The sequence below is a fragment of the Stenotrophomonas sp. SXG-1 genome (assembly GCF_014083965.1).
GTDB classification, from domain to species: domain Bacteria; phylum Pseudomonadota; class Gammaproteobacteria; order Xanthomonadales; family Xanthomonadaceae; genus Stenotrophomonas; species Stenotrophomonas geniculata.
In genome coordinates this window covers 4,136,345-4,154,844 of the sequence record NZ_CP046588.1, presented here as the reverse complement: position 1 = coordinate 4,154,844, position 18,500 = coordinate 4,136,345, and the positions used below count along the sequence as shown (strand labels likewise).

General features: G+C 66.9%; 18 protein-coding genes. 9 read left to right on the top strand and 9 right to left on the bottom strand.

Going from position 1 to position 18,500, the window contains the following annotated elements; genetic code table 11:
- Positions 1-121 precede the first annotated feature (121 nt).
- Together GOC52_RS18975 and GOC52_RS18970 are read left to right on the top strand one after the other, a co-directional pair.
- Complete coding sequence (locus GOC52_RS18975) at positions 122-754, top strand: hypothetical protein (RefSeq protein WP_054172655.1); 633 nt, start codon at positions 122-124, stop codon at positions 752-754.
- 74 nt (positions 755-828) lie between these two features.
- Positions 829-1,794: a sodium:calcium antiporter gene (locus GOC52_RS18970; RefSeq protein WP_049480629.1), complete on the top strand. Its 966-nt coding sequence runs from the start codon at positions 829-831 to the stop codon at positions 1,792-1,794.
- Positions 1,795-1,929: 135 nt separating this feature from the next.
- Here GOC52_RS18970 and GOC52_RS18965 read toward each other — a convergent pair whose 3' ends face one another.
- From GOC52_RS18965 to GOC52_RS18930, 8 genes are all read right to left on the bottom strand, one after another.
- Entirely contained in the window at positions 1,930-2,319 is a 390-nt protein-coding gene (locus tag GOC52_RS18965; protein ID WP_126560928.1) for a Na+/H+ antiporter subunit G, read from the bottom strand.
- Positions 2,316-2,600, bottom strand: coding sequence for a K+/H+ antiporter subunit F (locus GOC52_RS18960; protein WP_005411334.1), 285 nt, complete (start codon positions 2,598-2,600; stop codon positions 2,316-2,318). Before GOC52_RS18960 ends, GOC52_RS18965 begins: the two co-directional genes overlap by 4 nt.
- A complete protein-coding gene (locus tag GOC52_RS18955) occupies positions 2,597-3,103 on the bottom strand; it encodes a Na+/H+ antiporter subunit E (RefSeq protein ID WP_010482671.1) in 507 nt (168 codons plus the stop codon). Before GOC52_RS18955 ends, GOC52_RS18960 begins: the two co-directional genes overlap by 4 nt.
- Positions 3,100-4,635, bottom strand: a complete 1,536-nt coding sequence (locus GOC52_RS18950; RefSeq protein ID WP_010482670.1) for a monovalent cation/H+ antiporter subunit D — start codon at positions 4,633-4,635, stop codon at positions 3,100-3,102. Before GOC52_RS18950 ends, GOC52_RS18955 begins: the two co-directional genes overlap by 4 nt.
- Entirely contained in the window at positions 4,632-5,024 is a 393-nt protein-coding gene (locus GOC52_RS18945; protein WP_010482669.1) for a Na+/H+ antiporter subunit C, read from the bottom strand. Before GOC52_RS18945 ends, GOC52_RS18950 begins: the two co-directional genes overlap by 4 nt.
- Positions 5,024-7,855 (bottom strand): monovalent cation/H+ antiporter subunit A, encoded by a 2,832-nt coding sequence (locus tag GOC52_RS18940; protein WP_049411780.1) that lies wholly within the window; start codon positions 7,853-7,855, stop codon positions 5,024-5,026. The genes GOC52_RS18945 and GOC52_RS18940 overlap by 1 nt, the downstream gene beginning before the upstream one ends.
- Positions 7,856-8,187: 332 nt before the next feature.
- Positions 8,188-8,673 (bottom strand): Mpo1 family 2-hydroxy fatty acid dioxygenase, encoded by a 486-nt coding sequence (locus GOC52_RS18935; RefSeq protein WP_010482667.1) that lies wholly within the window; start codon positions 8,671-8,673, stop codon positions 8,188-8,190.
- Between the two features lie 136 nt (positions 8,674-8,809).
- The gene (locus GOC52_RS18930) at positions 8,810-9,736 is read right to left on the bottom strand and encodes a phosphoribosylaminoimidazolesuccinocarboxamide synthase (protein ID WP_191850134.1); all 927 of its coding nucleotides are present in this window, start codon (positions 9,734-9,736) and stop codon (positions 8,810-8,812) included.
- 141 nt (positions 9,737-9,877) lie between these two features.
- On the opposite strand from GOC52_RS18930, the gene GOC52_RS18925 reads away from it, so the two are divergent.
- The 4 genes from GOC52_RS18925 to yegS all read left to right on the top strand — a co-directional run bounded on the left by GOC52_RS18925 (position 9,878) and on the right by yegS (position 12,655).
- Positions 9,878-10,207 (top strand): J domain-containing protein, encoded by a 330-nt coding sequence (locus tag GOC52_RS18925; RefSeq protein WP_005411327.1) that lies wholly within the window; start codon positions 9,878-9,880, stop codon positions 10,205-10,207.
- A gap of 57 nt (positions 10,208-10,264) precedes the next feature.
- Positions 10,265-10,942 (top strand): ribulose-phosphate 3-epimerase, encoded by a 678-nt coding sequence (gene rpe / locus GOC52_RS18920; protein ID WP_010482664.1) that lies wholly within the window; start codon positions 10,265-10,267, stop codon positions 10,940-10,942.
- A gap of 12 nt (positions 10,943-10,954) precedes the next feature.
- Positions 10,955-11,437, top strand: a complete 483-nt coding sequence (locus GOC52_RS18915; protein WP_010482662.1) for a GNAT family N-acetyltransferase — start codon at positions 10,955-10,957, stop codon at positions 11,435-11,437.
- Between the two features lie 282 nt (positions 11,438-11,719).
- Positions 11,720-12,655 (top strand): lipid kinase YegS, encoded by a 936-nt coding sequence (gene yegS, locus GOC52_RS18910; RefSeq protein ID WP_191850132.1) that lies wholly within the window; start codon positions 11,720-11,722, stop codon positions 12,653-12,655.
- Between the two features lie 15 nt (positions 12,656-12,670).
- Here the strand turns inward: yegS and GOC52_RS18905 are convergent, their stop codons facing one another.
- Positions 12,671-13,534 (bottom strand): ankyrin repeat domain-containing protein, encoded by an 864-nt coding sequence (locus tag GOC52_RS18905; RefSeq protein ID WP_230080636.1) that lies wholly within the window; start codon positions 13,532-13,534, stop codon positions 12,671-12,673.
- A gap of 105 nt (positions 13,535-13,639) precedes the next feature.
- On the opposite strand from GOC52_RS18905, the gene GOC52_RS18900 reads away from it, so the two are divergent.
- The 3 genes from GOC52_RS18900 (at position 13,640) to GOC52_RS18890 (ending at position 18,498) form a co-directional block, all read left to right on the top strand.
- Positions 13,640-15,997, top strand: coding sequence for an XVIPCD domain-containing protein (locus GOC52_RS18900; protein WP_126560925.1), 2,358 nt, complete (start codon positions 13,640-13,642; stop codon positions 15,995-15,997).
- Between the two features lie 178 nt (positions 15,998-16,175).
- Complete coding sequence (gene trpE / locus GOC52_RS18895; protein ID WP_109815072.1) at positions 16,176-17,651, top strand: anthranilate synthase component I; 1,476 nt, start codon at positions 16,176-16,178, stop codon at positions 17,649-17,651.
- 67 nt (positions 17,652-17,718) lie between these two features.
- On the top strand, positions 17,719-18,498 hold the full coding sequence (locus GOC52_RS18890) for an SIMPL domain-containing protein (RefSeq protein WP_010482656.1): 780 nt from the start codon (positions 17,719-17,721) through the stop codon (positions 18,496-18,498).
- Positions 18,499-18,500: the final 2 nt, after the last annotated feature.

Here is an 18,500-nt window from a genome sequence, read left to right as displayed (position 1 = left end):
GGGACGGCCAGGTCGGTGCTCGCCGAGCCTGAACGAAGGCGATGAAACCGCGATGACAATGCAGCATCTGCACGTGTGCTGCGCTAGCGTGCAGCTACCTTCGTGCCAGGGAACCGCACCGATGAAGCACCTTCCGATTGCCGGTCTGTTGTTGCTGTCACTTGCCGCTTGCAACCGCACGCCTGAGACACCTGCTGATGCCTCGGCCAAGGGCGCTACGCCGGCTGCTGCCACAGCTGATGCCGATCTGGCGACCCAGTCGCCGGCCGATCCTCGCACCGACAGCCCGGCGCAGCTGGATGGCTTCGCCGGCGTAAAGCTGGGCGCTGGCATTGCCGAAGTCCGCAGCGGTTTCGGGAAGCCCCTGCAGGGGCTGGGCACCGATGCCGCCGGCAAGCCGCTGGCGGCTGACGATGGCAACGATGGCTGTTACTTCCTGCGCCCGCAGGATGCCGAGGACCCGCGCCTGATGATCGAAGGCCGCAAGCTGGTGCGCTACGACGTGCGCAGCGCCGCCATCACCGCACCAGGCGGCGGCAAGGTCGGCATGACCCTGGGTGAGCTGCAGGTGCTGTATCCGGAGCGGGCCGATGTCGGCCCTGACAAGTACGACGAGAAGGCCCAGCACCTGCGCGTTCGCCCGGCGCAGGAGGGCGGGGCGGTGATCGACTTCGCGCTCGGTGCCGATGGCCGGGTGGGTGCCTGGCGCGTCGGGCAGACCCCGCAGGTCGATTATGCGGAAGGGTGTGGCTGATCCTTGATCCACGGCCCAGCCGCGCGTGCGGGCCAAGCGTAGAATCGCGCCACCACTGCTGGGGGGAGTGCTCGATGATCGCCATTGCCATTGCCTGGTTCCTGCTCGGCCTGCTGCTGCTGGCGCTGGGCGGGGACTCCATCGTCAAGGCCGTGTCCGGCCTGGCCCAACGTTTCGGGGCCAGCCCGTTCACTGCCGGGCTGCTGCTGCTCGGGGTAACCACCTCGTTGCCGGAACTGGCGGTCAATGCGCGCGCGCTGGCGGTGGGCCAACCGGAGCTGGCCTTGGGCAACGCGGTGGGCAGCAGCATCGTCAACCTGGGCCTGACCCTCGCCGTGGCGGCCATGGCTGCGCCCCTGCTGCTGCGCGCACGCCTGCAGACGGTGCTGTGGTGGTCGCTGCTGGCGGCGGGTGTGCTGCTGATCCTGTTCGGGCTTGATGGCGGCCTCGCACGTTGGGAGGGCGGCATACTGCTGGCCGGCTTCATCGTGGTGCAGGTGCTGCTGCTGCGCCGTGGCCGTAGCGAGAGCGCCGAGGTGCAGGCGGCCATCGCCGAATCCGCACTGAGCCGCACCAGCCTGCCGTTGAACGTGCTGCGGGTGCTGATCGCCGTGCTGGCCCTGTACTGGGGCGCGCGCCTGGTGGTGGGCGCCGCCGCGGACTTCGGCGTAGCCCTGGGCTGGACGCCCCTGCTGGTCGGCCTGCTGCCGGTGGCGATCGGCACCGCACTGCCGGAGGTGGCCACCGCCATCGCCGCCGCGCGTCGCGGGCATGGCGACATGGTGCTGGGCCACGTGCTGGGTTCCAGCGTGGTCAACCTGCTGCTGGTGATTGGTGCGATGGCAGTGCTGCAGCCGCTGGCGTTGCCGGCCTCGTTCGTGCGCCTGGAGCTGCCGGCGCTGCTGGCGTTCGCGCTGGTGCTGTACCCGATGCTGCGTGGCGATCTGAAGATCAGCCGTGGCGAAGGTGTGATCCTGCTGGTCGCGTTCGTCGGCTGGCTCGTGCTGGAGCTGCTGCTGGTGGGCGCACCAGCGTTGTAGATCCACGCCATGCGTGGATGCGGTTGATTTCGTGCCGACCAACGGTCGGCACCCACCACCGATCACCCGGTGGGTGCCAACCTTGGTTGGCACTCGCGCAAACAATGCGCCGACCAAGGTCGGCCGCTACCGGATTTACCGGCCCTGCGAACCTTCTTCCTTGCGCACCGGTTCCGGCGGAGGCAGCTGCTCTTCGGCGGCCGGCTCGTTGCCCGGCAGGCTGGGGCGGGTTTCCATCAGCAGCGACAGCGCGGCCTTGGCCATCATGTGTGCGCTGATCGGCGCGGTGATGAACAGGAACACGGTGATCAGCAGCTCGCGCGGCTGCGGGTCCTGGCCCAGGAAGATGTGGTAGCAGACCGAGCACACCAGCACGCAGCCCACGCCCAGCGTGCTGGCCTTGGTCGGTGCGTGCAGGCGCTTGAAGAAGGTGGACAGCTTCACCAGGCCCAGTGCGCCGACCAGGATGAAGAAGCAGCCGAACAGCAGCAGGATCGACAGGCCGATCTGGATCGCGGTGATCATTCGACGATGTCCCGGCGCAGCACGAACTTGCTCAGCACCACGGTGCTGCCGAAGCCGAGCATGGCGATGATCAGCGCGGCCTCGAAGTAGATCGGCGAGTTGAGGTACATGCCGAACAGCATCAGCTCGGCGATCGCGGTCACCGACAGGGTGTCCAGCGCGAGGATGCGGTCGGGCACGGTCGGCCCGCGCAGCAGGCGCCAGGTGGCCAGCAGCATCGCCAGGCCGACCACGTGCATGCACACCACCAGGGTGGTCTGGATGACTTCAAAACCGGTCATGGGAAGATCTCCATCAACGGTGCCTCGTAACGGCGCTTGATCGTATCGATCAGGTCCTGTGGGTCCTCCAGGTGCAGCACATGCACCAGCAGGAACTTGCGGTCGTCGCTGAGCGCGGCCGAGACCGTGCCCGGGGTCAGGGTGATCATGCTGGTCAGCGCGGCGATGCCGTGGATGTTGGCGATGTCCAGCGGCAACCAGATGAAACCGGGGTGGATGTTCTTCTCCGGGCCCAGCACCTGCAGGGCAACGCGGATGTTGGACATCAGGATGTCCCACAGGGTCACGCACAGCAGTTTCGGCAACGGGCGCAGAGTGCCGATGCGGGCGAACTCGCGATCCAGGCGCGCGGCGAACAGCGGCACCACCACGCCCAGCACCAGCCCCAGCACGATCTGGCCGAGGGTGAAGCTGTCGGACATCAGCAGCCAGAATGCCACCACCATGATGCTGAGCATCGGCGAGGGAATGACGCGGCGGAACAGGGAGCGCTGGGCGGTCATGGCTGGCGGATCTCCGGCGTGGTCGCGCGCAGCTGCTGCACGTACTCGCTGGGGTGCAGCAGCTGTGCGGCGGTGGCGTCGGTGTAGCGCATCAGTGGGGCGGCGGCCAGGGTCATGCCGATGCCGTAACCCAGCAGCAGGCAGGCGGCGTAGAGCTCGACCCGGCGCAGGCGTGCCTTGCGCGGCTTCGGTGCCTCGGGATCGACCGGTGGCACGCGCCAGAACAGGCGGATGCCGCCGCGGGTCAGGCCCATGATCACCAGCAGGCTGCTGACCAGCACCGCGGTCCAGACGGGGGCGGTGTACTGTGCCGGCATGCCAGCCAGCAGCGCGGCCTTGGCCAGGAAGCCGGACAGCGGCGGCAGGCCGGCCACCGACACTGCGCCGATCAGGAACAGCACCGCTGGGGTTTCCTTGCCCGGCATCGGTGCCACCACTTCCTTGCGGTCGCTGGCGCCACCACGTCGGCGACGGATCAGGTCGGCGATGAGGAACAGCGCAGCGGCCACGAAGCTGCTGTGCGGCAGGTAGTACAGGCCGGCCGAGAGCACCTGCGGCGTGCCTACCGAGAAGGCGATGAACAGCGTGGCTGCCGACACGATCACCAGGTAGGAGATCAGCACGCGCAGGCGGGTTGCGGCCAGCGCACCCAGGCCACCGAGCACCAGCGTTGCCACGCCGGCCCACAGCAGCCAGTCGCGGCCATAGCCGGTCATCGCGCCGGCATCGTCGCCGAACCACAGCATCTGGATGCGCAGCACCGAGTACAGGCCGACCTTGGTCATGATCGCGAACAGCGCAGCCACAGCGGCCGGCGCGCGCGAATAGGCTTCCGGCAGCCACAGGTACAGCGGCATCAGTGCGGCCTTGGCGCAGAACACCAGCAGCAACAGGCCCATCGTCGCCTTCACCAGGGTCAGCTGCGCCGCTGGCACCTCGGCGATGCGCTGCGACAGCTCGGCCATGTTCAGCGAGCCCAGCGAGGCGTACAGCAGGCCCAGCGCGATCAGGAACAGGGTCGAGGCGGTGACGTTGAACACCACGTAGTGCAGGCCGATGCGCATGCGCAGGCCGCGGCCACCGCTGAGCAGCAGGCCGTAGGAGGCGATCAGCATCACCTCAAAGAACACGAACAGGTTGAAGATGTCGCCGGTCAGGAACGCACCGTTGAGGCCCACCAGCTGGAACTGGAACAGTGCATGGAAGTGCGGTGCGCGGCGGTCCCAGCCCGAGCAGGCATGCAGCAGGCAGGGAATGGCCAGCAGCAGGGTGGTCAGCAGCATCCACGCCGACAGCCGGTCGGCCACCAGCGCGATGCCCAGCCGCGATGGCCAGTCGCCGAGCAGGTAGACGTTGATGTCACCGCTGGCCGTGCTGGCAAACAGCAGGCCCACCGCCAGCGCCAGCGCCGACAGCGCGGTCCAGGCCACCGCGCGCTGCACTCTGGGGCCATAGCGGCGGTGTTCGACGAACAGCGACAGTGCAGCACCCAGCAGCGGAATCAGGATAGGCAGGATCACCAGATGATTCATGCGCGGTCCTCGTCCTGGCGCGGCGGCACGCGCTCATCCTGCAGGTCGTCATCCGGCTCGTGGGCGTCCACATGGTCGCTGTGGTTGTCGCTGCGGCTGCGCATGGCCAGCACGATGCTCACGGCAGTCATCGCGAAGGCGATCACGATCGCGGTCAGCACCAGCGCCTGCGGCAACGGGTCGGTGTAGTTGCCGAGATGGCTGTCCACACCTTCCTGCAGCACCGGCGCCTTGCCCAGCACCACGCGGCCACCGGCAAAGATCAGCAGGTTGGTGGCGTAGGACAGGAAGGTCATGCCGAGGATCACATCGAAGCTGCGCGCACGCAGCAGCAGGTAGATGCCGATGGCGGTCAGCACGCCGATCGCGGTAGCCAGGGCCAGTTCCATCAGTGCATCTCCCCGGTGCGGGCCGAACGGCGTTGCAGGTCGATCTCACCCTTGCGGGCAGTGCGGGTACGCGACGGCTTGATCGTGCCCATCATCGACAGCATCAGCATGGCGCCGCCGAACACCACCAGGTAGACGCCGATGTCGAAGCCGATGGCACTGGCCAGCGGCACATCGCCGATCAGCGGCAGGTGCAGGTCCAGGTGCCCGCTTGTCAGGAACGGTACGCCGAACAGCATCGAGGCACTGCCGCTGAGCAGGGCGATCAGCAGGCCCATGCCGATACAGCGGATGTAGTCGAAGCCGAAGCGCGATTCCACCGACGCGGTGCCCTGGATCACGTACTGGATCAGCAGCGGTACCGCCAGCACCAGGCCGGCGATGAAGCCACCGCCCGGCGCGTTGTGGCCCCGCAGGAACAGGAAGATCGATACGGTCAGGGTCAGCGGGAACATGATCTGCGCCAGGTCAGCCGGCACCGGCAGCTTGATCGGCGGGCCAGGCATGATCTGTTCCGGCGCCATCCGCGTGCGCCGCAGCAGGGCATGTACCACCAGTGCGGCGATGCCGAACACGGTGATCTCGCCGAAGGTATCGAAGCCGCGGAAGTCGACCAGGATCACGTTGACCACGTTCTGGCCGTACGCCTCGGGCAGGGCGCGGGCGAGCAGCTCGCCGGCCATGGTGTTGGGCGGCAGGGTCATCGCCGAATAGGCCAGCGCGCCAAGCCCGGCACCGGCGATGATGGCGATCACCGCATCGCGCCGCTTGCGCCAGCGCGGCCGCTCCGGTCCGGACTGCGCGGGCAGGTAGTTCATGCCCAGCAGCATCAGCACCAGGGTCACCATCTCGACCAGCAGCTGGGTCAGGGCCAGATCGGGTGCGGACAGGAACACGAAGGTCAGCGCCACCATCAGGCCGACACCGCCCACCAGCAGCACCGCCAGCAGGCGCTGCTTGTAGACACGCAGGGTGGCCACTGCACAGGCCATCATCACCAGCCACAGCGCCCAGCCCAGCAGCGGGATCGGCTGCGGTTTGGTCCAGTTCGGCGAGGCCGGGTTGGCGATGTAGGGCGCGGCGGCCACGGTGATGGCCACCAGCACCAGGCCCAGCAGCATCCGCTGCAGGCTGCCATTGGCGATGCCGTTGGTCAGGCGCATGGCCAGCGCGGAGATCGCATCCAGCTGTGCATGGAACACGTTGCGCCCGGTGGTGCGGGTTTCCACGCCGTGCAGGTTGATCAGCCTGCGCAGGCCGAAGTACAGCGCCACGCCACCGACTACGCCGATCGCGCTCATCGCCAGCGGCAGGTTGAAACCGTGCCACACCGCCAAGCTGTACTCGGGCATGGCGTTGCCGAGGATCGAGGCCGCAGCGGCATGCAGCACCGGCGCCACGGTCAGTGCCGGGGCGATGCCTACCGCCACGCAGATCACCACCAGCAGTTCCACCGGCACCTTCATCCAGCGCGGCGGTTCATGGGGCACGCGGTCCAGGTCGTGCGGGCCGGGGCCGAAGAAAGTGTCGTGCACGAAGCGCAGGCTGTAGGCCACGCCCAGCACGCCGGCCAGCAGCGCGGCGATCGACACCGCCGTGCGCATCGCGCCCGGGCCGCCACCGGCGGTCAGTGCCTCGGCGAACAGCATTTCCTTGGACAGGAAGCCGTTGAGCAGCGGGATGCCGGCCATCGCCAGCGAGGCGATGATCGCCAGCGCGCTGGTGAACGGCATCAGCTTACGCAGGCCTCCGAGCTTGCGCATGTCACGGGTGCCGGTTTCGTGGTCGATGATGCCGGCGGCCATGAACAGCGAGGCCTTGAAGGTGGCGTGGTTGAGGATGTGGAACACGCCGGCCACCACCGCCATTGGCGTGGACAGGCCGAACAGCAGGGTGATCAGGCCCAGATGCGAGATCGTGGAGTACGCAAGCAGGCCCTTCAGGTCGTGCTGGAAGATCGCGTTCCAGGCCCCGATCAACAGGGTGATCGCGCCGATGCCGCTGACCGTGTAGAAGAACAGGTCGCTGCCGGCCAGCGCCGGATGCAGCCGCGCCAGCAGGAACACGCCGGCCTTCACCATGGTGGCCGAGTGCAGGTAGGCCGAGACCGGGGTCGGCGCCGCCATCGCGTGCGGCAGCCAGAAGTGGAACGGGAACTGCGCGCTCTTGGTGAAGATGCCGGCCAGCACCAGGAACAGGGCATACGGATACAGCGCGCTGGCGCGGATCTGCTCGCCGGCGGCCAGTACCGCGTCCAGGTCGAAGCTGCCGACGATGCGGCCGATCAGCAGCACGCCGCCGAGCAGGGCCAGGCCGCCGCCGCCGGTGATCACCAGCGCCATGCGCGCGCCTTCGCGGGCGTCCTGGCGGTGCGACCAGAAGCCGATCAGCAGGAACGAGCTGATGCTGGTCATTTCCCAGAAGATCATCAGCAACAGCAGGTTGCCCGACAGCACCATGCCCAGCATGGCGCCCATGAACAGCAGCAGGTATGAGTAGAAGCGGTGCGCGTTGTCCTGCTGGCTCAGGTAGTAGCGCGCATACAGCACCACCAGCGCGCCGATGCCCAGCACCAGCCCGGCGAACATCCAGGCCAGCCCGTCCAGGCGCAGGGTGAAGTCCAGGCCGATCTGAGGCAGCCAAGGGACCATCGTCCGCACCACCTGGCCGCCGAGTACGGACGGGGTCAGCCAGCCGAGGATGGCCAGCCCGCCCAACGGCGCCAGCGCCGCCAGCCAGGCAGCAGTCGAGCGCGAACTACGGGGGAAGGCCGCAACAGCCGCTGCCATCAGGAACGGCAGGGCCAGCAGCAGGGGCAGGCTGGGGAGCATGCAGGGAATCCATGATTCACGAGCAGGTCAGGGAGGATAACAGGCCGCGAAATGTCGCCGAAACCCATCGAACAGCGATCAATTGCATGTAACGTTCGCTGATTCATTTTTTCTGCGGTGCAGCATCACGTTCCTGCAGTCCTTCCCCGGTTGCCCTCGGGGACACCCTACGCCCACGCAGGGAGACCGCAGGCCCTGTCGCACAGGGGCTGCCGTCGACGGGCGGGAAGTGGGGAGCGAGTCACCGGGGCAGGCTGGCAGGGCCGTCGTGGAGTGCGGGTGACGGAATCTGCCCGTTCAGGAAACGACGGCCGCCGTCGGCCGCCCGCAGTTCAATAGCGCCAGTCGAGCTTGCGGTAGAACTTGGCCATCACCCAGGCCGGGCCGATCAGCAGGTAGGTCAGGTCAGTCAGGAAGCTGGGCTTGCGGCCCTCGAACGTGTGGCCGATGAACTGCGCAATCCAGGCCACCACGAACACGCCCACCGCCAGCCAGCGCAGGGCCTGCAGGCCGATTTCGGCTTCCAGCAGGCGGCACAGGCAGCCGAACACGAAGAACTGGATGAGCATGCCGATGCCCAGCGGGCGCGACAGCTTGTTGTAGAAGCACCAGGCGCTGAACATCGCGAACGCCGACCAGATGCCGTACTGGAACCAGGTGATCAGCGGCGGCAAGCACCACAGCAGGGCCACCACCGACCACAGGATCGCCGGTACCGCCACCACGTGGATGCGCTGGTTGATCACATTGCGGTGGTCGTCGGAGTAGCTGGCGAAATAGCGGTCGATCGGCCGCGCAAGCTCGGTGGATGTCTGCATGCGGCCAGCATACTCCCGCCAGAGCCGACAGTAGAGCCAGGCCATGCCTGGCTGCGGATTCGCCGAGGTTGCCGGCCAGCGGCCGGCACTACCCCTTCAGAGTGCCCCCGCCTTTCCGGCCGGGGGCGCAGGCGGATCAGTCGACGCTGATCCCGGCCAGGCGCTGCAGCGCCTCGGCGTACTTGGCGCGGGTGCGCTCGATGATCTCGGCCGGGATGGTCGGGCCCGGGGCGGTCTTGCCCCAGTCCAGCGTCTCCAGGTAATCGCGCACGAACTGCTTGTCGTAGCTCGGCGGGCTGGTACCCACTTCGTACTCGTCGGCCGGCCAGTAACGCGAGGAATCCGGCGTCAGCATCTCGTCCATGATGTACAGGCGGCCATCGGCGTCGGTACCGAACTCGAATTTGGTATCGGCCAGGATGATGCCGCGCTCGCGGGCGTAGTCGGCGGCGAACTTGTAGATGCGCAGGGTGGCGTCGCGCACGCGCTCGGCCAGGTCCGCACCGACCTGCTTCACCATCGCATCGAAATCGATGTTCTCGTCATGGTCGCCGACGGCGGCCTTGGTCGAGGGGGTGAAGATCGGCTCCGGCAGCTGCTCGGCCTGGCGCAGGCCATCGGGCAGGTCGATGCCGCTGACCTTCCCGGTGCGCTGGTAGTCCTTCCAGCCGCTGCCGATCAGGTAGCCGCGGGCGATCGCTTCCACCGGCACCGCCTTCAGCTTGCGGGTGACCACCGCACGCTTGGCGTACAGGGCCGGATCCACGCCCTCGGGCAGCACGCTGGCCACGTCGATGCCGGTCAGGTGGTTGGGCATCAGGTGCGCGGTCTTGGCGAACCAGAAGTTGGACACCTGGCAGAGCATCTCGCCCTTGCCCGGGATCGGGTCGGGCAGGACCACGTCGAACGCCGACAGGCGATCGGTGGCCACCATCAGCAGGTAGTCGCCCGGCGGGGTCCCTGCAGGCAGCCGCTCGCGCGGGATATCGAACACATCACGCACCTTGCCGCGATGGCGCAAGGGCAGGCCGGGGAGATCGGATTGCAACAGCGTGGTTGGCACGGGCACTCCTGGGGCGTTGTCGATACGGCTGCCCAACGGACCCGGCGGGCCCGCTGACCAGCGGGCGGCCTAGTGTAAAGCCGTCCGGGCCCGCTGTGACGTAAAATGAGCGTCCATTTCGTCGGTCGACCCCGGAGCGCCATGCGCTGGTACGGAAAACTGCTCGGATTCATCGCCGGCGCCCTGCTGTTCCGGCCCAATCCGCTGTTTGGCGCGGTGGTCGGCCTGTTGATCGGCCATGCCTTCGACTCGGACTGGTTCCGCCTGAACAAGGAGAACCCGTACCGGGAGCTGGGGCTGACCTCCGAGGCCACCGATGCCGAGGTAGAGCGCGCCTATCGCAAGCTGATCTCGCAGTACCACCCCGACAAGCTGGGCGGTGCCGCCCCCGAGCTGCAGCAGCAGGCCGAGCAGAAGTCGCGGCGGATCAACGCCGCCTACGACCGCATCAAGACCCTGCGCAAGCGCTGACCCGACAGTCCCGCCTGCGGGCGGGAGAATCCTTTCCCCGTTCCGAAGGCCCCGGCCATGTCCAACTGCCTCATCGCCCCGTCCATTCTCTCCGCCAACTTCGCCCGCCTCGGCGAGGAAGTCGACAACGTCCTCGCCGCCGGTGCGGACTGGGTCCACTTCGACGTGATGGACAATCACTACGTGCCGAACCTGACCATCGGCCCGATGGTCTGCCAGGCCTTGCGCAAGCACGGCGTCACCGCGCCGATCGACGTGCACCTGATGGTTGAGCCGGTGGACCGCATCATCCCGGACTTCGCCGAAGCCGGTGCCACCTACATCAGCTTCCACCCGGAGGCCAGTCGCCACGTGCACCGCACCATCCAGCTGATCCGCTCGCTGGGCTGCAAGCCGGGCATTGTGCTCAATCCGGCCACCCCGGTGGACATCCTCGACTGGGTGCTGGATGACCTGGACCTGGTGCTGCTGATGTCGGTCAACCCGGGTTTCGGTGGCCAGGCCTTCATCCCCTCGGCGCTGGACAAGCTGCGCGTGGTGCGCAAGATGATCGACGCCAGCGGCAAGGACATCCGCCTGGAGATCGACGGTGGCGTGAAGGCCGACAACATCGGTGAGATCGCCGCCGCTGGCGCTGACACCTTCGTCGCCGGCTCGGCCATCTTCAACGCCAAGACCAGCTACCAGGACGTGATCGCGCAGATGCGCGCGAACGTTGCTGCGGCAAGGGGCTGAGCCATGGGTACGGTGGCCGTGTTGAACATCCGTCCGGCCACCGTGGCCGATGCCGGCCTGATCCTGCACTTCATCCGTGAGCTGGCCATCTACGAGAAGGCCGAGCATTCGGTGCAGACCGATGAGATCGGCATCGCCGAGAGCCTGTTCGGTGCCGACGCGACCGCACGCGCGTTGATCTGCGAAGCCGACGGTGAGGCCATCGGCTATGCGGTGTATTTCTACAACTACTCCACCTGGCTGGGCCGCAAGGGCATCTACCTGGAAGACCTGTACGTCAGCCAGGAAAAGCGCGGCGTCGGCGCAGGCAAGGCGCTGCTGAAATACATCGCCCGGCAGGCCGTGGCCGAAGGCTGCGGCCGCTTCGAATGGTCGGTGCTGGACTGGAATACCCCGGCCATCGAGTTCTACACCGCCGCTGGTGCCAAGCCCCAGGACGAGTGGACCGTGTATCGGCTGCAGGGCCAGGCGCTGCACGATTTCGCCAACGGTTGAAATGAAATGCATCCACGCATGGCGTGGATCTACCAACCCGATGGGGCGAACCGCAACCAGGTAGGTGCGAACCTTGGTTCGCACTCCCTGCGAACGCCGAAAAAAAAAGCCACGCCAAACCCCGGCGTGGCCTCGCTGCATGCGTGGGAGGCTGATCCTGCCTCCATCCGTCGTCCCTGCTATGGCCTTCCATTCTCCGGTTGCTGAATGACATCTGCGTGACATTCACCGCGGACAAACAGCGCATTGCTAGCCTGTGCGCCCCCGTCCTGGAAGCACCACATGGCCGCACCGCGCTGGCGCCTGATCCTCAATGGCAAATCCGCTGGCAACGATGAGTTGCGCGACGCCGTCGGCCATTGGCGCGGGCAGGGCGTGCAGCTGGAAGTGCGGGTGACCTGGGAGGACGGTGACGCCGAACGCTACGTGGCCGAGGCGATCGATCATGGTGTGGACGTGATCGTGGCCGCCGGTGGCGATGGCACGCTCAGCGCGGTGGCCGAGACCCTGGCCCACCGTGAGGAACCGGCGGATGCGCTGCCATCACTGGCGCTGATTCCGATGGGGACCGCCAACGACTTCGCGACTGCTGCCGGCATTCCCACCGAGCCGAAGGAGGCCTTCGGCTTGATCGGGCAGGCGACGCCGCATGCGATCGATCTCCTGCGCGTGGACGCCGATGGCACCCACTGTTGGTGCGCCAACCTTGCCAGCGGTGGTTTTGGCACGCAGGTAACGGTGGAGACCGATGCCGGCTTGAAGAAGATGCTGGGCGGGCTGGCCTACGTGATCACCGGCATCGCCAAGCTGGGTCGCATCGAGCCGATCACCGCGCGGCTGTCCGGCCCGGACTTCGCGTGGGAAGGCGACTTCATCGCGCTCGGCATCGGCAATGGCCGCCAGGCAGGCGGTGGCCAGCAATTGTGCCCGCAGGCACTGATCGATGATGGGCAGCTGGACGTGACGGTGCTTCCGGAGCTGGAGGGGGAAGTCACCGCCACGCTCGGCCAGATGCTGAAGTCCGGCACCCAGGCCGCGCTGGAACAGCTGGCAACGCGCGCGCGGGTGCCATGGTTGCAGGTGGAGTCCGAGCGCCCGCTGACGCTCAACCTGGACGGTGAACCGGTACAGGCGCGCCAGTTCCGCATCGCGTGCGTGCCGGGCAGGGTGCGGATGCACCTGCCCGTGGGCTGTGCACTGTTGTCCGAGCCGCGCTGAGCCGCACCGGAAGTCCTACAACGGCGGTATGTCCTGCTCCTTCGCCGGGAATCCGAATGCTTCACGCTTCTCGCGGATGTACTGCGGCAGCGGCGGCCGGGCAATGCCGTGATCGATCAGCCACTGCTGGCACTTCTTCTGCCACGGCAGCAGGTCCGGTGTGGTGATTTCCCAGTAGATCGCTTCGACCATGGCCATCCGATCGGGCGCGCCCGGTTGCGCCGATGACGGCGATGCAATCGTGGGGTCCGCACCATGTTCAAGCAGCCAGTAGGCCTGCTCGAAGCCGCCACGGCCGGTGTACCAGCTCAGGACCGTATCGGCCTGGCCGATGTTGGATTCGTTGACGTGTGCGCCGCGCTCCACCAGCAGCTGGATGTTCTTCCACAGGTTGCCGGAAATGAAGGCCTGGAACAGCAGCGTTTCGGTATTGGAGGTGCGCGTGTCCGGGTCGCCGCCATGATCCAGCAGCAGGGCCAGGTAGCGCGGATCGTCCATCTTCGCGGCATAGACCATGGCGTTGTTGTGGCGGAACGTCTCGCCGTCCAGCGTTTCAATACGCCGTGCATTCGGGTCGGCGCCGTTGTCGAGCATCGCGCGCAGGCCTTCCAGGTTCTGTGCGCGCAACGGCCACGCGATGAGCGGAATGCCATCCTGCTTCGAGAACTCCTTGTCGGGGTTCACGCCTTCGGTCTTGATCAGGCGCGTGATCGTCGCCGCATCACCCTGTTCGGCGGCGATGGCCAGCTCCAGGGCCTTGCCCTCGAAATAGCGCTCCGCGCCATGTGAAGACGTGCGCGCGCAGGCACTCAGCAGCATCAGCAGCATCAGCGCCAGGCAGGAAAATGGCGTAAAGGAACTGTGAGGGTGACGGTGCATGTGATTCCTTGACATGGACGCGTTCGGGGGATGATAGCGTTGGCCGTGGTCATTCCAGCAGGTCCTGGATGACCGCGTCTTCACTGATGAGCAATGGAGTCTGCCATGAGCGGTCACGATCCCGAGCAGCAGGAACGCCTGCTGCAGGCCCGCGCCAGGAGCGTCCAGGCGCAGCAGCACCTGGTCGAGCAACTGCAGGGCGGTGGACACGCCACCGAAGCGGCGCGCTTGCGCGAGACCTATCACGCCCGCGAGCTGGGTTCGCTTGCTGATGATGTGTATGCCTCGGCAAAGGGCAAAGGAGAACCGCCGGTCGGGTGGACGCGAGCCAGTGCCGTGACCGACCCGGACACGCTCAAAGCGGCGGGCATCAGCCTGGGTGCAGCCGACCTGAAGAAGCTGATGCGGCCGAACGACTCGGGTTTCCGCGCAGAGATCTACATTCCGGACAAAAGAGTGTTCGGTGATGACGCCAAGCCGGTGCTGGTGTTCAAGGGATCCACGGGCGAAATCATCGATTCCCGGGCGAAAGGCGGGCGGCGTGAGTCCGGAGGCGAGGATTTCCTCAACAACGGACGCCAGGGCGTGGGCATGCAGAGCGACTACTACGATCGGGCCATGGCACTGGCGAGTCGCTTGAAGACCTCCGGTACCCACTTTGAACTCGCCGGTCATTCGCTTGGCGGTGGCATGGCCTCTGCCGCTTCGGCGGTGACCGGTGTACGTGCGACCACCTTCAATTCGGCGGGCCTGCATCCGGCCACCGCCGATCGCTACGCGAAATCCCACGGATTGCCGGTGTTCAACACGCGCGACACAGTGCACACCTACCAGACCTCGGGTGAAGTGCTCAACGATGTGCAGAACGGATTGAAGCGGCTCAACGAGCATCACCGGCAGGGCTTTGGCCTGTTGGCCAGCGAGACCAGCCAGCTGCTGCGCCAGCCGGGCGTGCAGCAGATGGTTACCCGCAAGCTGCAGGAGATGATGCCGGCCGGCGCGCAGACGGCCACGGCCCAGCTGGTTGACCAGCTGGCGTCGAAATCCGGGGCAGAAGCATTGCGCAATGTTCCGGTGGCCGCGGGCAGGATGGAACTGTTGCTGGACGCCAAGACCGAAGTGAACGGAAAGGTGGTGGACCGCCGCCATCGAGAAGCGCCAAGCCAGCTTGCCGAATACGGTGGCCCGTTGGCCGAGGTGCTGATCGCAGGTGCGCGTGGCATGCGTGCCGGACGGATTGCCGGTGAACATGTCGAGCAGGTCGGCGCGCTGGCGGGCCGGGGCATGAGCCTGTCCGGCGTGGCCGTCGAACGTGCGTCGACCCTGCAGGGAAATGCGATCGGCACCGTGGTCGACTACGGTGGAAAGAGCATGCGGGTCGGCATCGAAGGCGGCGCGACGGTCATTGCCAAGGGACGCGAGCTGCAGGGTCTGGTCGAATCGGTCAGCCACCGCGTGCAGGCCAAGGGCAGTTACGGCTGGAACATCGGGGCCAGCGTGCTGGGTGCGCTCGGTGCCGACGACATGGCCAGGCAGATGCGCGAGCACGGTGACGCGGCCCGCAATCAACACGAAACCAAGGCCCGTGAAGCCACCCGTGAAGCAGCGGCGGATGCCGGCCGCATCCGCGCCGGCGGCCATCATCTGGGCGGCCAGCTGCAGCAGGGCGTGCATGGCGTGGCCAATGGGCTGCGCAATGGCTATGCCGTGTACGGCGCGACTTTCCACATGGGCATGAACTGGAGCAGCCATCAGATCACCGGGCTGACCTCGCAGGCGCCGGCCGTGCTGGCCGGCACCGTCGGGCTGGGTGCGATGGCCAACAAGGGCATTGCCACGCACCTGCCCACGCCGGCACTGCCGCAGAACCTGGTCAACCTTGCCAAGACGTCGTGGGTGATCGGGCGCGGCAGTGCGACCATGGGGGAGTCGGTGGACCGGCATGGCATGAGCGAGACGATGAACCCCAGTCTCGACGCGGCAATCGCGAGCCAGGAGGCGGCCGCGCGCAAGCTGCTTGGACGGCCGCATGCGCAGCTGCAGGAGGGGGCCGCGAAGATGCCAGCGCTGAACGATCCGGGGCACATCGACTTCCATCTGTTCAAGGGCGCGCAGACCGGCGTGCACGGCCTCGATGTGGCACATGGCCGCATCCCGAACCTGCAGAGCGACCAGCTGGCCGGGGCGTTGGCTGCGCAGGCCAAGCGCGATGGGCTGCAGGCCATTTCCCATGTGCTGCTCAGTGACGACCGCACGCGGGCATTCGCGGTCGACACCCCGGATCTGCAGGCGGCCCACCGCCGACATGCGCACGTGGACGTGGCGGCCGGCATGGCCCAGCCGCTGGCCGTGAGCACGGCGCAGGTTGACGCCCTGAACACCGGTCGCGAACAGGTGACGGCGGCTGGACTGGCCCAGCAACAGGGGCTGGAGGCCCAGGAGAACGCCCGGCGGATGGGCTAATGGCCGAATGAACCGCGCCGCGGCGGCGGGGTTCCCCTCCCGCCCCGGCTGCGATACAGTCAAGGGGTGTCCAGCCTGACGACCCCGCATACCCTTTCTTCCGCACGCCGTTGGTGGCGATGGTGGCCCGTTGCCGTCGTCCGCCCCCATAACGCTGTGTCCCGGAAGGAAAGTCGTCTTGAACTCGCACGCTCAGTTTCAGCAGCAGGCCGCTGAAGGCCACACCCATATTCCCGTCGTCCGTGAAGTGCTGTCCGACCTGGACACGCCGCTTTCGGTCTATCTGAAGCTCGCCGACGGCCCCAATACCTACCTGTTTGAATCCGTCGAAGGCGGCGAGCGCTTCGGTCGTTACTCGATCATCGGCCTGCCGGCGCGACGCGTGTATGCCTTCCACGGCCACACGCTGACCGTGCGCGAAGACGGCCAGGTGGTGGACACCCGCGAGGTAGCCGATCCCTTCGCCGAAGTCGAGGCGCTGCGCAGCGCCCACTCGGTGCCGAAGCTGGAAGGCCTGCCGGGCTTCACCGGTGGCCTGGTCGGCTGGTTCGGTTTCGAATGCATCGGCTACATCGAACCGCGCCTGGCGCCGCCGGCCGGCCGTGATGAACTGGGCACCCCGGACATCCTGCTGCTGGATTCCAATGAGCTGGCGGTGTTCGACAATCTCAAGGGCCGGCTGTACCTGATCGTGCATGCCGACCCCCGGGTCGAGGGCGCCTTCGAGCAGGCCCAGGCCCGCCTGGATGCACTGACCGCCAAGCTGCGCGCACCGGGCGCCGGTTATCCCGCCCCGCTCAACAGTGATGTGCTGGACGAGTCCGATTTCGTCTCCGGTTTCACCCGCGAAGGCTTCGTCGATGCGGTCCAGCGCAGCAAGGAATACATCCGCGCCGGTGACATCTTCCAGGTGGTGCTGAGCCAGCGCCTGAGCGTGCCGTTCAAGGCGCGCCCGGTGGACGTGTACCGCGCGCTGCGTGCACTGAACCCGTCGCCTTACATGTATTTCCTCGATGTCGGCGACCTGCAGGTGGTCGGTTCGTCGCCGGAAATCCTGGTGCGTCTGCAGGACGGCGAAGTGACTGTGCGCCCGATCGCAGGCACCCGTCCGCGCGGTGCCACCGTCGAGCAGGACCTGGCGCTGGAAGCCGAACTGCTGGCCGATCCGAAGGAACGCGCCGAGCACCTGATGCTGATCGACCTCGGCCGCAACGATGCCGGTCGCGTGTCCAAGGCCGGCACCGTGGAAGTGGGCGAGCAGTTCGTGATCGAACGCTACAGCCACGTCATGCACATCGTCAGCGAAGTGACCGGGCAGCTGCAGCCGGGGCTGAGCTATGCCGATGTGCTGCGCGCCACCTTCCCGGCCGGCACGGTCAGCGGCGCGCCGAAGATCCGCGCGCTGGAGGTGATCCGCGAGCTGGAACCGATCAAGCGCAATGTCTATGCCGGCAGCATCGGCTACATCGGCTGGCACGGCGATGCCGATACCGCGATCGCGATCCGCACCGCGGTGATCAAGGATGGCCGCCTGTACGTGCAGGCCGGCGCCGGCATCGTCTACGACTCGGACCCGGACAAGGAATGGGACGAGACGATGAACAAGGGCCGCGCGCTGTTCCGCGCCGTCGCCCAGGCCGCCAAGGGCCTGTGAGCCTTTCCGTGCCGTGGCCTGCGCCGCGGCACCTCCTGCAGTTCCCATTCAAGACAAGGAGTACCGCATGAAGCTGCTGAGCGCATTGCTGTGGTCGTCGCTGCTGGCCACGATGGCCCCGTCTGCGTGGGCACAGGCCAATACCATTCCTTCGCAGCCGCACCTGCTGGTGAAGGGCGAGGCGCGCCGCGTGGTGATGCCGGACCGGTTCGGCCTGCAGTTGAACATCGAAGAGACCGACATGGATGCCGACGCCGCGCGCCACCGCGTGCAGGACAACGTCGCGCGCGTGCTGGCGCTGTTCAAGCAGCACAAGGCGGTGGAAGGCAGCGTGCGCGCGGACAACCTGCGTATCGGTCCGGCGACGCGCTATGAGCAGAACCGGCAGGTCTTCATCGGCACCCGCGTGTCGCGCCAGCTGCGTGCCAGCTTCGCCAGCGTGAAGGCGATGCAGGACGTGCTGGGTGCGCTGAAGGCCAACGAGAACGTGCAGGTCAGCAGCGTGGCCCCGACCTACTCGGGCGAAGTGGCGCTGCGACGCGAACTCAAGGGCGAAGCAGCGGCCAAGACCCGCGAGTCCGCGCAGGGCCTGGCCAAGGCCTATGGAACGAAAGTGCGTGGCCTGTACAGCATCTCCGACGTGGCGCCGGACTTCGCCTACGGCATCCAGGCCGGGCAATGGCCGCAGCCGGGCGAGGATGGTGAGTATCTGGACAGGATCTCGGTGACCGGCAGCTATGCACCGGCCTCGGCACCTGCGCCCGGTGCACCGGAGTCCATTGAAGCCGGCCCCATCACCTACACCGAAAACGTATACGCCATTTTCCTGATAAGCGACGGAACCTGACC

Coding starts and splice junctions, on each gene's coding strand:
- GOC52_RS18975 (WP_054172655.1), top strand. CDS start 122: ATGAAGCACCTTCCGATTGCCGGTCTGTTGTTGCTGTCACTTGCCGCT.
- GOC52_RS18970 (WP_049480629.1), top strand. CDS start 829: ATGATCGCCATTGCCATTGCCTGGTTCCTGCTCGGCCTGCTGCTGCTG.
- GOC52_RS18965 (WP_126560928.1), bottom strand. CDS start 2,319: ATGATCACCGCGATCCAGATCGGCCTGTCGATCCTGCTGCTGTTCGGC.
- GOC52_RS18960 (WP_005411334.1), bottom strand. CDS start 2,600: ATGACCGGTTTTGAAGTCATCCAGACCACCCTGGTGGTGTGCATGCAC.
- GOC52_RS18955 (WP_010482671.1), bottom strand. CDS start 3,103: ATGACCGCCCAGCGCTCCCTGTTCCGCCGCGTCATTCCCTCGCCGATG.
- GOC52_RS18950 (WP_010482670.1), bottom strand. CDS start 4,635: ATGAATCATCTGGTGATCCTGCCTATCCTGATTCCGCTGCTGGGTGCT.
- GOC52_RS18945 (WP_010482669.1), bottom strand. CDS start 5,024: ATGGAACTGGCCCTGGCTACCGCGATCGGCGTGCTGACCGCCATCGGC.
- GOC52_RS18940 (WP_049411780.1), bottom strand. CDS start 7,855: ATGCTCCCCAGCCTGCCCCTGCTGCTGGCCCTGCCGTTCCTGATGGCA.
- GOC52_RS18935 (WP_010482667.1), bottom strand. CDS start 8,673: ATGCAGACATCCACCGAGCTTGCGCGGCCGATCGACCGCTATTTCGCC.
- GOC52_RS18925 (WP_005411327.1), top strand. CDS start 9,878: ATGCGCTGGTACGGAAAACTGCTCGGATTCATCGCCGGCGCCCTGCTG.
- rpe (WP_010482664.1), top strand. CDS start 10,265: ATGTCCAACTGCCTCATCGCCCCGTCCATTCTCTCCGCCAACTTCGCC.
- yegS (WP_191850132.1), top strand. CDS start 11,720: ATGGCCGCACCGCGCTGGCGCCTGATCCTCAATGGCAAATCCGCTGGC.
- GOC52_RS18905 (WP_230080636.1), bottom strand. CDS start 13,534: ATGCACCGTCACCCTCACAGTTCCTTTACGCCATTTTCCTGCCTGGCG.
- GOC52_RS18900 (WP_126560925.1), top strand. CDS start 13,640: ATGAGCGGTCACGATCCCGAGCAGCAGGAACGCCTGCTGCAGGCCCGC.
- GOC52_RS18890 (WP_010482656.1), top strand. CDS start 17,719: ATGAAGCTGCTGAGCGCATTGCTGTGGTCGTCGCTGCTGGCCACGATG.